Source organism: Streptomyces otsuchiensis, from assembly GCF_004305975.1.
Taxonomy (GTDB): domain Bacteria; phylum Actinomycetota; class Actinomycetes; order Streptomycetales; family Streptomycetaceae; genus Streptomyces; species Streptomyces otsuchiensis.
The window spans coordinates 1-12750 of the sequence record NZ_BHZI01000172.1 but is presented as its reverse complement, the minus strand read 5'-3'; the positions used below and the strand labels follow the sequence as shown (position 1 = coordinate 12750).

13 protein-coding genes and 1 pseudogene are annotated in these 12750 nt (G+C 72.6%); 11 read left to right on the top strand and 3 right to left on the bottom strand.

Annotated features, from left to right (window positions below; genetic code table 11):
- Positions 1 to 76 precede the first annotated feature (76 nt).
- Entirely contained in the window at positions 77 to 1039 is a 963-nt protein-coding gene (meaB, locus tag E0D90_RS17000) for a methylmalonyl Co-A mutase-associated GTPase MeaB (protein WP_103502176.1), read from the top strand.
- A 199-nt stretch (positions 1040 to 1238) separates the two neighbouring features.
- Here the strand turns inward: meaB and E0D90_RS16995 are convergent, their stop codons facing one another.
- Positions 1239 to 1964 carry a PepSY domain-containing protein gene (locus tag E0D90_RS16995; RefSeq protein ID WP_130799111.1) on the bottom strand — a complete coding sequence of 242 codons (726 nt, stop codon included), beginning with the start codon at positions 1962 to 1964 and terminating at the stop codon, positions 1239 to 1241.
- A 118-nt stretch (positions 1965 to 2082) separates the two neighbouring features.
- Between E0D90_RS16995 and E0D90_RS16990 the strand changes: the two genes are divergently transcribed.
- Both E0D90_RS16990 and E0D90_RS16985 read left to right on the top strand, forming a co-directional pair.
- Positions 2083 to 2742, top strand: coding sequence for a response regulator (locus tag E0D90_RS16990; RefSeq protein WP_103502178.1), 660 nt, complete (start codon positions 2083 to 2085; stop codon positions 2740 to 2742).
- On the top strand, positions 2739 to 4205 hold the full coding sequence (locus E0D90_RS16985) for a sensor histidine kinase (RefSeq protein WP_227870275.1): 1467 nt from the start codon (positions 2739 to 2741) through the stop codon (positions 4203 to 4205). Before E0D90_RS16990 ends, E0D90_RS16985 begins: the two co-directional genes overlap by 4 nt.
- Positions 4206 to 4264: 59 nt before the next feature.
- Here the strand turns inward: E0D90_RS16985 and E0D90_RS16980 are convergent, their stop codons facing one another.
- A complete protein-coding gene (locus tag E0D90_RS16980) occupies positions 4265 to 4741 on the bottom strand; it encodes a MarR family winged helix-turn-helix transcriptional regulator (protein WP_103502187.1) in 477 nt (158 codons plus the stop codon).
- A 231-nt stretch (positions 4742 to 4972) separates the two neighbouring features.
- On the opposite strand from E0D90_RS16980, the gene E0D90_RS16975 reads away from it, so the two are divergent.
- The 4 genes from E0D90_RS16975 to icmA all read left to right on the top strand — a co-directional run bounded on the left by E0D90_RS16975 (position 4973) and on the right by icmA (position 8558).
- Positions 4973 to 5347, top strand: a complete 375-nt coding sequence (locus E0D90_RS16975; RefSeq protein WP_130799110.1) for a DUF3817 domain-containing protein — start codon at positions 4973 to 4975, stop codon at positions 5345 to 5347.
- Positions 5348 to 5585: 238 nt separating this feature from the next.
- On the top strand, positions 5586 to 6095 hold the full coding sequence (locus E0D90_RS16970; protein WP_103502180.1) for a MarR family winged helix-turn-helix transcriptional regulator: 510 nt from the start codon (positions 5586 to 5588) through the stop codon (positions 6093 to 6095).
- Between the two features lie 119 nt (positions 6096 to 6214).
- The gene (locus E0D90_RS16965) at positions 6215 to 6610 is read left to right on the top strand and encodes a DUF3817 domain-containing protein (RefSeq protein ID WP_103502181.1); all 396 of its coding nucleotides are present in this window, start codon (positions 6215 to 6217) and stop codon (positions 6608 to 6610) included.
- 247 nt (positions 6611 to 6857) lie between these two features.
- Complete coding sequence (gene icmA, locus E0D90_RS16960) at positions 6858 to 8558, top strand: coenzyme B12-dependent isobutyryl-CoA mutase large subunit (RefSeq protein ID WP_130799109.1); 1701 nt, start codon at positions 6858 to 6860, stop codon at positions 8556 to 8558.
- A gap of 116 nt (positions 8559 to 8674) precedes the next feature.
- On the opposite strand, the gene E0D90_RS16955 is transcribed toward icmA, so the two are convergent.
- The gene (locus tag E0D90_RS16955; protein WP_130799108.1) at positions 8675 to 9298 is read right to left on the bottom strand and encodes a TetR/AcrR family transcriptional regulator; all 624 of its coding nucleotides are present in this window, start codon (positions 9296 to 9298) and stop codon (positions 8675 to 8677) included.
- Positions 9299 to 9538: 240 nt separating this feature from the next.
- Between E0D90_RS16955 and E0D90_RS16950 the strand changes: the two genes are divergently transcribed.
- The 4 genes and pseudogenes from E0D90_RS16950 to E0D90_RS16935 all read left to right on the top strand — a co-directional run.
- A complete protein-coding gene (locus tag E0D90_RS16950) occupies positions 9539 to 10498 on the top strand; it encodes a tetratricopeptide repeat protein (protein ID WP_130799107.1) in 960 nt (319 codons plus the stop codon).
- Between the two features lie 451 nt (positions 10499 to 10949).
- Positions 10950 to 11561, top strand: a complete 612-nt coding sequence (locus E0D90_RS16945) for a DUF6230 family protein (protein WP_130799106.1) — start codon at positions 10950 to 10952, stop codon at positions 11559 to 11561.
- A 234-nt stretch (positions 11562 to 11795) separates the two neighbouring features.
- Entirely contained in the window at positions 11796 to 12392 is a 597-nt protein-coding gene (locus E0D90_RS16940) for a DUF6114 domain-containing protein (RefSeq protein ID WP_227870274.1), read from the top strand.
- Positions 12393 to 12456: 64 nt separating this feature from the next.
- Positions 12457 to 12750: pseudogene (locus E0D90_RS16935) on the top strand (hypothetical protein); the annotation flags it as partial.

Genomic DNA, 12750 nt, shown 5'->3' with positions numbered 1-12750 from the left:
GGGCGACGGCCGGCGCCGGAGGCGGGGCACCCGGAACACCCGAGAACACCTGGAACACCGTGAAGGAGCACGACCGATGGCGGTAGACGTCCCCGATCTCGTCGACCGGGCCCGGCGGGGGCAGCCCCGCGCGGTCGCCCGGCTGATCTCACTGGTCGAGGGAGCGTCGCCGCAGCTCCGTGAGGTCATGGCCGCGCTGGCCCCGCACAGCGGGCACGCCTACGTGGTCGGCCTGACCGGCCCGCCCGGCGTCGGCAAGTCCACCTCCACCTCGGCCCTGGTGACCGCCTACCGCAAGGCGGGCAAGCGGGTCGGGGTGCTCGCCGTGGACCCGTCCTCGCCGTTCTCCGGTGGTGCGCTGCTCGGGGACCGGGTGCGGATGGGCGAGCACGCCTCCGACTCCGGCGTGTACATCCGCTCCATGGCCACCCGGGGCCACCTCGGCGGGCTGTCCTGGGCGGCGCCGCAGGCGGTGCGGGTGCTGGACGCGGCCGGGTGCGACGTGGTGCTGGTGGAGACGGTGGGCGTCGGCCAGTCCGAGGTCGACATCGCCTCGCAGGCCGACACCTCGGTCGTGCTGCTGGCTCCCGGCGCCGGCGACGGCATCCAGGCGGCGAAGGCCGGGATCCTGGAGATCGGTGACGTCTTCGTCGTCAACAAGGCGGACCGCGACGGTGCCGACGCCACCGTCCGGGAGCTGAACCACATGCTGGGCCTGGGCGAGGCGCGTGGACCGGGCGACTGGCGGCCGTCGATCGTCAAGACGGTCGCAGCCCGGGGTGAGGGCGTCGACGAGGTGGTCGAGGCCCTGGAGAAGCACCACGCCTGGATGGCCGAGCACGGAGTGCTGGCACGTCGGCGGGCGGCCCGCGCGGCGAACGAGGTCGAGACCATCGCCGTCACCGCCCTGCGGGAGCGCATCGGCTACCTCCGCGAGGACCGCCGGCTGGGCAGCCTCGGTGAGCGGATCGCGGCTGGTGAGCTCGACCCCTACACGGCCGCGGACCAGCTGGTCGCGGAGCTGACCGGCGAAGGCTGACGGCGAAGGCGAAGGCTGACGGCGCCGGCGGTTGACGGCCCCGGCCCTCGGACCCCGCACGGCGACGCGCCGGTGGCGCCGGACCACGAGGGTCCGGCGCCACCGGCTGTGTGATTTCGGGGACTCCCCAGCCCCCTCCCTCCGTACGGCACCGCGGGCACCGTGCGGAAGCCCGGACGGGCGGCCCGACGGCCGGCCGTCAGTCGTCGTCGCGCTCGACGTTGTGGACGTCGCCCTTCTTCAGGTCGATCTCCAGCTCCCACTCGCTGCCGTCGGCGGCACGCAGCTCGACGTCCCAGCGCTTGTCGTCCTTGTCGAGGTCCAGGTCCTTGACCCGGCCGTCGACGTGCTCCTCGGCGATGCGGACGGCGTCGGCGGCCTGGATGTCGGTGCCGGCGAGCAGCCGCAGCTTCTGCCGCACGTCGTCGTCCCGGTCGCGCTCGTGGTGGAGCACCTCGGTGCCGTCGAGGCTGATCTCCAGCTCGTGCTCGCGGTTGTCGTCGCCCGCCACCTCGACGTCCCAGTGCTTGTCGTCGCGGTCGAGGTCCAGCTCGACCACGTGGCCGGGCACGGCCGCCAGGGCGGTGCGGATGACCTGGTCGGCGGTGGCCGTTCCGGGCTTCGCCGTGGAGTCCTTACCGTCGTCGTCGCGGTCGTCGCGGTCGTCGCGGTCGTCGCGGTCGTCGCGGTCGTCATCGTCGTCCCGGTCGTCCCGGTCGTCCCAGTCGTCGTCCCGGTCGTCGTCGCCGGCGGCGTCCGGGGCGCCACCGGGAGACGGACTGTCCTGCGAGGTGGTCCCGGCCCGCAGCTCCTGGGCGGCCTCGCTGGCCCCCGAGTCCGAGCTGGACATGGCGGCTCCGGCGACGGTGCCCCCGCCGATGACGGCTGCGGCGGCGACGGCGGCGACGATGGTGCTGCGCTTCATGATGGGTCCTCCCCTGGGCGGTGCGGTGCTTGACGTCCACCACAGTGGCGCACCCTTCCTGAAGGGAGCCTGAAGCCACCTGAAGATCGCTTCAGGTGGCAGGTGGGAAGCTGGGCGCATGCGCGTGCTGATCGTGGAGGACGAACAACGGCTGGCCGCCTCGCTGGCGGCGGGGCTCGGAGCCGAGGGATTCGCGGTGGACGTGGTGCACAACGGCACCGACGGCCTGCACCGCGCCACCGAGGGCGACTACGACCTGGTCATCCTCGACATCATGCTGCCCGGGCTCAACGGCTACCGGGTGTGCGCGGCACTGCGCGCCGCGGGTGACGAGACCCCGGTGCTGATGCTCACCGCCAAGGACGGCGAGTACGACGAGGCCGAGGGGCTGGACACCGGCGCCGACGACTACCTCACCAAACCGTTCTCGTACGTGGTGCTGCTCGCCCGGGTCCGGGCCCTGCTGCGCCGCCGAGCCTCTGCGGGCGCCGCGCCCCGACTGCGCGTCGGTGACCTGGAGGTGGACCGGGCCTCCCGCCAGGTCAGCCGCGCCGGCCGGGACATCGCCCTGACCGCGAAGGAGTACACCGTGCTGGAACAGCTCGCCACCCGCGCCGGCGAGGTGGTCTCCAAATCCGAGATCCTCGAACACGGCTGGGACTTCGCCTACGACGGCGACCCCAACATCGTCGAGGTCTACATCAGCGCGCTGCGCCGGAAGCTGGGCCCCGGGCTCATCCACACCGTGCGCGGAGCCGGCTACCGGCTCGCGCCGTGAAGACGCGCACCGCGCTCGGCGCGACCGCCGTGGTGGCCGTGGCGCTGCTGGCCGCCGGCCTCCTGATGCTGCAGGCGCTGCGCCAGAACCTCACCGAGCAGGTCGATCTCCAGGCGGAGAACCTCGCCCGGAACATCGCCGGCCAGCTGGCCACGGGCAACGACTTCGACGACCTGGACCTCGACACCGACCAGCCCGTCCAGGTCGTCGACGAGGACGGCATCGTGCGGGCCGTCAGCAGCGGACTGCAGGCCATCGGCGGCACGGGCAACGACTCGGTCGACCCCGTGCCCCGCCCCGACTTCGACGACGACGATGACGACGACGGCAGCGGCGGGGTCGGGAGCGACGTGCGGTTCGTCGACGGCGTCGCCCTGGTGCGGGGCGAGCCCGGGGACTACCGGTTCGCCGCCATCGAGGCCGAGACCCCGGGCGACCTGGAGATCACCGTCTTCGCGGGCGCCTCGACCCAGATCGAGCAGGCAGCCATCGGCTCGGTGCGCGACTCGCTGCTGGTGGGCTTCCCCGTGCTGCTGGTGGTGGTCGCGGGCGTGACCTGGCTGGTGACCTGGCGGGCCCTGCGACCGGTGGAGGGCATCCGCCGGGAACTGGCGGCGATCATGCACTCCGAGGATCTCTCCCGGCGGGTGCCCGAGCCGCAGACCCGGGACGAGATCGGGCGCCTCGCGGACACCACCAACGAGACGCTGGCCGCGCTGGAACGTTCGGTGGACCGGCAGCGCCGCTTCGTCGCCGACGCCTCCCACGAGCTGCGCAGCCCGATCGCCTCGCTGCGCACCCAGCTGGAGGTCGGCCAGGCCCATCCCGAGCTGCTCGACCTGCCGGGAGCGGTCAAGGACACCGTCCGCCTCCAGACCCTCGCCGCAGACCTGCTGCTGCTCGCCCGCCTGGACGCGGGGGAGCGGCCGGTCGCGGCCGGACGGGTCGAGCTGGCCGAACTGGTCGCCGAACAGGTCGGCGAGCGCGGCGGTGAACGGGGCGGTGAACGCGGCGGTGAACGGGGCGGGGCCGACGGCGCCGACGGCCGGCCCGTCACGGTGACCGCCGACCGGCTGGAGCCGGTCGCCGTACCCGGATCGGCCGGGATGCTGGAGCGCGTCCTGATCAACCTGCTGGACAACGCCGAGCGGCACGCCGCCGGCCGGGTCCGTGCCGGGGTCCGTCGGGACGGCGGCGACGCGGTGCTGGAGGTCGCCGACGACGGCGCCGGGGTCGACGCGGCGCAGCGAGAGCGGATCTTCCAGCGGTTCGTCCGTCTCGACGAGGCGCGCAGCCGGGACGCCGGCGGCGCCGGTCTGGGTCTGGCGATCGCGCGGGACGTGGCCGAACGGCACGGCGGGACGCTGACCGTCGACGCGGCGCCCGAGGGCGGTGCGCTCTTCGTACTGCGCGTTCCGGCCTCGCCCGTCGACCGGGCGCCGGAGGACGAGGGCCCGCTCTGAGCGCGACGGGCGGCGTGGGCGCTCGCGTGGGCTCCGTGGCCAGCCGGCGTGGAGGTGGCTCAGCCCCGGCCGCGGCGGACGCGCAGCTTCTCCGCGATCGGGGTCAGTGCGTCCCGCAGCGCCCGGAGGTCCTCCGGGGAGAGCCGGTCGATGAAGTGCTCACGCACCGACTCGACGTGGTGCGGCGCGACGTGGCGCATCGTCTGCCATCCCTCCTCGGTCAGCACGGCGAAGAGTCCGCGCCGGTCGGAGTCGCAGTTCTCCCGTCGCACGAGGCCGGCCCGTTCCATCCGGGTGATCTGGTGGGAGAGGCGGCTCTTGGACTGCAGCGTGGCCGAGGCGAGGTCGCTCATGCGCAGGCGGTGGTCCTCGGCCTCGGAGAGGTTCACCAGGATCTCGTAGTCGTTCATGGTCAGCCCGTAGGGCTGGATGTCCCGCTCCAGCTGGTACATCAGGAGCTTGTTGACGTCCAGGTGGGTTCGCCAGACGCGCTGCTCGTCCTCGCTCAGCCAGCGGGCGTCCGTTTCGCTCTCCATGACCTCACTGTAGCGAGCCGCCACCGGCGTGTCGGCCGCTGACATCCCGTCATGGGTGTCCGTGATGTCCCCGCCGCACGCGGGTGGCGGACCGTACCGCGACGGGCGTGGAGCCGGGGCCGGGCGGCCACCGTGAGTCCACCGGGAGGCCACCCCGTGCTCGGGACGGACGCGGCCCCTGCCACAATGGCGGGGAGCTTGTGCATTCATTCACATGGGAGTGTCGACCTGATGGACCCGAAGACCGCCTCCGCCCTGCGCCGCCTCCGGCTGGTGTCCGCCCCCGAGGCGGTCTCCTTCCTCCTCCTGCTCGTGGCCTCCGTGCTGCGCCGCACCACCGACTTCGACGCCGTTCCGGTGCTGGGCGCCGTCCACGGCCTGCTCTTCGTCGTCTACGCGGTGCTGTGGCTGGACGCCTGGAACCGGACCCGCTGGTCGGTGGGTACCGCCGCCTGGTACTTCCTGATGGCGGTCGTGCCCACCGGCGGGTTCTTCGCCGAGCGCCGGCTGCGCCGCGAGGAGGCCGAGGGCCTCGCCGGTGGCGGCGGTGACGCCGGTGCCACGGCGGCGCCGGACCGCACCGACGAGGACCCGGTCCGCGCCTGAGCGACTCCCCTTGCGCCGCGGCCCCGTGCCGCCGCCCGGCCCCGCGCCGGGTGGTGCACGGGGCCGCTGCCGTCTGCGCGGCGGCGTCCCGCCGTCCGGCGGAGATGGCGCGCCTGGAACCGCAGGTCCCACGCTCCGGGTGGTGAGCGCAGGGCTCTCACCTGCGGCGTCATTGGCGGTCGGCCGCCTGCCGAGACGGTACCTCCCTGCGATATGACCAGCCGGTAGGGTCGTCGCCGTGCCGAAACCGCTCAGTCTCTCCTTCGACCCGATCGCCCGTGCCGACGAGTTGTGGCAGGGCCGCTGGGGGGCTTCCCCGTCCATGACGGCGATCACCTCGATCATGCGGGCACATCAGATCCTGCTCGCCGAGGTGGACGCCACCGTCCGGCCGTTCGGCCTGACCTTCGCACGCTACGAGGCGCTGGTCCTGCTGACCTTCAGCAAGGCCGGCGAGCTGCCGATGTCCAAGATCGGTGAACGGCTGATGGTGCACCCCACCTCGGTCACCAACACCGTGGACCGGCTGGTGCGGGCCGGTCTGGCGAGCAAGCGCCCCAACCCCAACGACGGCCGGGGCACGCTGGCCTCCATCACCGACAAGGGCCGCGAGGTCTGCGACCAGGCGACGGCCGCGCTGATGGGGATGGACTTCGGGCTGGCCGCGTACGACGACGAGGAGTGCCGCGAGGTCTTCGCGCTGCTCCGGCCGCTGCGGCTGGCCGCCGGCGACTTCCACGAGGGCTGAGCCCCCGTGCGGTCCCGTGCGGCCCCCTCGCCCGGCCCGTGCCCGCCGGGCCCCCGTCGCCCGGCCGGGAGGCGGACCCGCCGACATTCGGTCCGGTTGATGCCGTTACGCTCGTGCGCATGAAGCGGAGTGTCCTGACGCGCTACCGGGTGATGGCCTACGTCACCGCCGTGATGCTGCTGGTACTGAGCACCTGCATGGTGTTCAAGTACGGCTTCGACACCGGTGAGGACGTCACGTTCGTGGTGTCGCAGACCCACGGCGTGCTGTACATCATCTACCTCGTCTTCGCCTTCGACCTGGGCCAGAAGGCGCGCTGGAAGTTCGGCAAGCTGCTGTGGGTCCTGCTCTCCGGCACGATCCCCTTCGTGGCCTTCTTCGTGGAGCGCCGCATCACCGAGGAGATCACTCCGCTGGTGGAGCAGCACGAGCGGCTGGCCGCCGCCGAGGCGCAGGCCGACAAGGATCACCAGCGGGAGCAGGACGGCGCGGCCGACACCGTCGGCACCCCCTGACACCGGGCACCGGCCGCCGTGTGGCCGGGCAGCCCCTCACCCCGGCCCGCACCGCCGACCAGGCGGCGGACCGGGGTTTGTCATGGGGGCGATCGGGTCGGGGCGCCGCCTGGCCCCGGCCCCCTGGGGTCTCAGCCCCTCCCCGGGTGCTCGCGCGCCCCTGGGCGGGGGCGTGTGCGACGGGTCTCCCCACCCATTTGCTTGGACGTCCTAGTAATTTAGTGGGAAGTCCGAGTAAATTGGAGGCATGGAAGCTGACGCCATCGCTGAGGGCCGCCGTCGCTGGCAGGCCAGGTACGACGCCGCCCGGAAGCGGGACGCCGACTTCACCACTCTCTCCGGTGACGAGGTGGAGCCGCTCTACGGGCCCCGCCCCGGCGACCACTACGAGGGGTTCGAGCGCATCGGCTGGCCGGGGGAGTACCCCTTCACCCGGGGGCTGCACCCGACCGGCTACCGGGGCCGCCCGTGGACCATCCGGCAGTTCGCCGGCTTCGGCAACGCCCAGCAGACCAACGAGCGCTACAAGATGATCCTGGAGGCCGGTGGCGGCGGCCTCTCGGTGGCCTTCGACATGCCCACCCTGATGGGCCGCGACTCGGACGACCCGCGCGCCCTCGGCGAGGTCGGGCACTGCGGTGTGGCCATCGACTCCGCCGCCGACATGGAGATCCTCTTCGGGGACATCCCGCTCGGCGACATCACGACCTCGATGACCATCTCCGGCCCGGCCGTGCCGGTGTTCTGCATGTACGTCGTGGCGGCCGAGCGCCAGGGCGTCGACCCCGCCCTGCTCAACGGCACGCTCCAGACGGACATCTTCAAGGAGTACATCGCCCAGAAGGAGTGGCTGTTCCCGCCCGAGCCCCATCTGCGTCTCATCGGCGACCTGATGGAACACTGCACGGCGGGCATCCCGGCCTACAAGCCGCTGTCGGTCTCCGGCTACCACATCCGTGAGGCCGGGGCCACGGCGGCGCAGGAGCTGGCCTACACCCTGGCCGACGGCTTCGGCTACGTCGAGCTGGGGCTCTCCCGCGGGCTGGAGGTCAACAACTTCGCCTCGGGACTGTCGTTCTTCTTCGACGCGCACGTCGACTTCTTCGAGGAGATCGCCAAGTTCCGTGCCGCGCGGCGGATCTGGGCCCGGTGGATGCGCGACGTCTACGGTGCCTCCAGCGACAAGGCCCAGTGGCTGCGGTTCCACACCCAGACCGCCGGGGTGTCACTCACCGCCCAGCAGCCCTACAACAACGTCGTCCGCACCGCCGTCGAGGCGCTCGCCGCCGTCCTGGGCGGCACCAACTCCCTCCACACCAACGCCCTCGACGAGACCCTGGCGCTCCCCAGCGAGCAGGCCGCCGAGATCGCCCTGCGCACGCAGCAGGTGCTGATGGAGGAGACCGGCATCACCAACGTGGCCGACCCGCTGGGCGGTTCCTGGTACATCGAACAGCTCACCGACCGGATCGAGGCCGACGCCGAGAAGATCTTCGAGCAGATCATGGAGCGTGGCCGCCGCGCCGCCGGTGACGGCGAGCACCCCATCGGCCCGATCACCTCCGGCCTGCTGCGAGGCATCGAGGACGGCTGGTTCACCGGGCAGATCGCCGAGGCGGCCTTCCAGTACCAGCGCTCCGTGGAGAAGGGCGACAAGCGGATCGTCGGCGTCAACTGCCACCACGGCTCGGTCACCGGCGACCTGGAGATCCTGCGGGTCAGCCACGAGGTCGAGCGGGAACAGGTCCGGGTACTGGCGGACCGCAAGAAGCACCGGGACGCCGCTGTCGTGGACGCCGCCCTCGACGACATGGTGGCCGCCGCCCGCGACGGCCGGAACATGATCGAGCCGATGCTGCGCGCGGTCCGGGCCGAAGCCACCCTTGGCGAGATCTGCGACCGGCTGCGCGACGAGTGGGGCGTCTACGTGGAGCCCGCCGGGTTCTGACCCGGCCGACGGCGGCCCGCGCGAGCCCGGGCCGCCGGAATCCGGTCACAGTCGAGCGAGGGGAAGGCGCGCGTTCCGTGACACCACGGGCGCGCGCCTCTGCCTGTCGCGCCGGCTCAGCCTTCGGCGGTCAACGCCGGCAGCCCGCCGAGCACCATCCGGGTGAAGCGGCGTGCCCACTCGGCGTCCACCGGCTCCCCGCTGACCAGCGCCCGGTGCACCACCGTCCCGGCGATCACGTCGAAGACCAGGTCGCTCTCGCGCGCCGAGGCCGCCTCGTCGGTCTCCGGCGGCAACTCGCCCCGGGCCCTGGCCCGTTCCCGTCCGCGCAGCACCAGCGCCTTCTGCCGGTCGACGATCGCGGCGGTGACGCGCTCCCGGAGCGCGGGGTCCCGGGTGGACTCGGCGACGACCGCCATCAGCGCGCTCCGTGTCTCGGGCCGCTCAAGCAACTGTGCGAAGCGCAGGACGACCCCCTCGATGTCGCCGGCCAGGCTGCCGCTGTCGGGCAGTTCCAGTTGTTCGTCGAGAAGGGCGGCCACCGCGTCCACCACCAGTTCGTTCTTACCGGGCCAGCGGCGGTAGAGCGTGGTCCTGGCGACGCCGGCGCGGGCCGCCACATCGCTCATCGAGAGGCGGGACCAGCCCAGTTCGGCCAGAGCCGTGCGCGTGGCACGCAGGATCGCGGAGTGCGCCTCGGCGCTGCGCGGGCGTCCGGTGCGACCGGCGGGAGGGGGCATGGCGCCCCACCCTACCGGCCGGTAGCTCACCGGGCGGCCCGTACGCGGCCCGTGCGCGGGCCCGCGCCCCGCGCTCCGGAGCGGGCCCGTTGGCGCCCGTCCGGCACGGCCCGCGCCGACCCTTGACTTACGCTACGAGCCGTATCGTAAGATCGCGGCGGCGACGGCCCCGCAGGACCCGGTGGCGGCCGTGCGCGGGGGTGTGTGCCGGAACGTACCCGGAGGGGGGAGACTGTCCTTATGCAGCCACGCAATATGTCCATGAGCGGCGTTGTCGACCTCTCCGCCGTGAAGGCGGCGGCCGAGGCCAAGGAGAAGGCGGAGGCGGCGCGCGCGCAGCGTGCGGCCCAGCCCGAGGGCTCCGCCGCGCCCGTCTCGCTGGTGTTCGACGTCGACGAGGCCGGCTTCGAGCAGGATGTGCTCCAGCGCAGCGCCGAGGTGCCCGTCGTCATCGACTTCTGGGCCGAGTGGTGCCAGCCGTGCAAGCAGCTCGGCCCGCTGCTGGAGCGTCTGGCGCACGACTACGCCGGCCGCTTCGTGCTCGCCAAGATCGATGTCGACCAGAACCAGATGCTCTTCCAGCAGTTCGGCGTGCAGGGGATTCCGGCCGTTTTCGCCGTGGTCGGCGGGCAGGCGCTGCCGCTGTTCCAGGGGGCCGCGCCCGAGCAGCAGATCCGGCAGGTGCTGGACCAGCTGATCCAGGCCGCCGAGGAGCGGTTCGGCATCGTCGGCACTCCCGTCGACCCCGAGCAGGTGCCGGAGGCCCAGGCCGCCCCTGAGCCCCCGCAGGACCCCGCCCTGGCGGCCGCGCACGACGCGCTGGACTCCGGCGACCTCGCCGGGGCCGTTCGGGCCTATGAGAACGTCCTCGCCGACCAGCCCGCCAATGTGGAGGCCCGACTCGGCCTCGGCCAGGCGAAGTTGCTCCACCGCGTCCAGGGGGTCGACGCCCAGGCAGCCCGCAAGGACGCCGCCGACCGCCCGAAGGATGTCGCGGCCCAGCTGGTCGCGGCGGATCTCGACCTCGTCGGCGGGCACGTGGAGGACGCCTTCGCCCGTCTCGTCGACGCCGTGCGCCTGTCCGCCGGTGATGACCGCGAGCAGGCCCGGGTGCGGCTGCTGGAGCTCTTCGAGGTGGTGGGCGGCGACGACCCCCGCGTGACCGCCGCGCGTGGCGCGCTGGCGCGCGTGCTCTTCTGAGCTGACCGCCTCTCATCGGTCCGGCCCGGCCGTGTTTTACGAAAAATTGGTAAAGCACGGCCGGTGTCACATTCCGTGAGTGACGGGCCGGTTGGCGGGGTGTGCTGTCCCTTTTTGTGGCCGCGTGTCCGATGCTCCTTCGCGCACGCTCCGTGTATTTCGCACGTGTGTCCCAGGTGTTGCGTCTCGTTTCGGCTACTCGCTGGTAACGAACCACTTGTGTGGCAGCGTGACTTGCACCACGATCGGCCGAGCCGACGTCCGCCACGCGTCGGCCACGGGTCCCGGGCGCCGTCACCGTACGGAACGCCCGGAGCGGCGGGTGCTCCGGCCCCGTCGTGGTGGCTGTCACCCGGGGGTGGCCCGGGGGCATCGCACTTCTTCCCGCCGCGCCGGCCGGGGCTGCCACCGCGGGCGGCGGACCGGGAAGTGGTCCACAAGGAGGAATGTCATGGAGTCTCAGGCTCGTGGCGGCACCAGATGGAAGCGGTTCGCCGTCGTCATGGTGCCGAGCATCGCCGCGACCGCGGCGATAGGGATCGCGGTCTCCCAGGGGGCACTGGCGGCGTCCTTCTCCGTCTCCGGCCAGGAGTTCAAGGTGTCCACCGCGAAGCTCGTCAACACGGACGGCTTCGTGCAGTACGGGGGACTGGTCGAGACGCCCAAGGGTCCCGAGCCCGTCGCCGTCTCCGCGTTCAACTCGGCGACCATCACCGAACTCTGCCAGTCGGTGGTCATACCCACCCCGATCGGGGACGTCAGCGTCAAGCTGAACGCCGGTGGTGACCCGAAGAAGCCGGTCAAGGCGAAGAACCTCTTCATCGACCTCAACCAGCTGAAGACCGACGCGGTGTTCACCAACATCGACATCGGTGTCTCGGTGGACAAGACCACCAAGGGGCCCAAGCCGACCGGCAACACGGTGCCCGGCTCCTTCGCGCAGCAGGCCGACCGTGCCACGCTGACCGACATCCAGCAGACGGCCTGGGCCACTTCGGCCGGCACCTTCGAGCTGAACGGGCTCAACATGAGCCTGCACAAGGGCAAGAAAGAGTGCTTCTGACGCGCTGACGGCCGGCCGCTCGGCGTCGCCCGCGGCGACGCTCCGCGCCGGGCCCGGTGATCCGGGCGCCCCACCGCCGAACCGTCGCCGACCGGGCGTCGCGGCCGCGTGCCGCAGCGCCCGGGCGGTGACGGCCGGCGGCGCCGGCGTCCCGCCGCGCCCACGCGTGCCGAGTGACCCTCGCGTCCGCGAACCCCTCCACCGACACACCGCGCCCCGCAGGGAGACCGCGCCATGAGCACCGCCACCGTCAGCCCGACCCCGAACGCCGGCTCGTTCCTCAGCAGAGGCCGTCGCGCGTTCCACGACTGGCGCGGTCAGCGCCCGTTCTGGGCCGGCCTGCTGACCATGCTGGGCGGCGTCCCGATCATGTACTTCCCGTACGCCAACATGCAGTTCGGCGACCTCACCATCCGGATGGCCACCACGGCCGGTGCCGGATCGCTGGTCATCGGCGTCCTGCTGGTGACGCTCGGGCTGACGATGTGGTTCCAGCCGCTGACCCGGGTGTTCGCCGGGGTCGCGACGCTGGTGCTGGTCCTGGTGTCGCTGGTGGTCTCGAACTTCGGCGGACTGGTCATCGGCTTCCTGCTCGGGCTGTTCGGCGGCGGGATGTCCATCGCCTGGGCACCGGGCCGCCCGGAGGACGATCACCGCCACACGACGGTGGGGGAGGACGACCGGCCCGACGAGATCGGCGTGCCCGCCCCGCACCAGCCCGCGCGCCGGGCGGGAACCGGCAGTGCCCTCGCGGGGTTCGACGCGTCCGAGCACGCGTCCGGACACCACCACGTGCAGGACCAGGGGAAGGGGAACGACCGTGCCGCGTGACGAGATACCCCCCGGCACAGCACGACCCGAGCGGCGGCGGGCACGCCTGCCGCGCGGCAGATCCGTGGCACTGGTCGCACTGCCGTCGGCCATGCTGCTCAGCATCAGTGTGAGTTCCCCGCTGGCCCAGGCCGACCCGCACCCGGAGAACCCCTTCCAGGACGGACCGTGCGTGGAGGTCAGCGACCGGACCGCGCGGGACGTGGGGGAACGCGAGCGCGACCGTGCCGGGGGGACCGGCACGGACGACCCCGACGGTGACGAGGACTCCGCCGAGGACGCCGCCGCCGGCGAGACCGCCGAAGCCGGCGACTCCGCGGACGGGCAGGGCACGCCCGCGCCCCCGCCCGGAAACGGC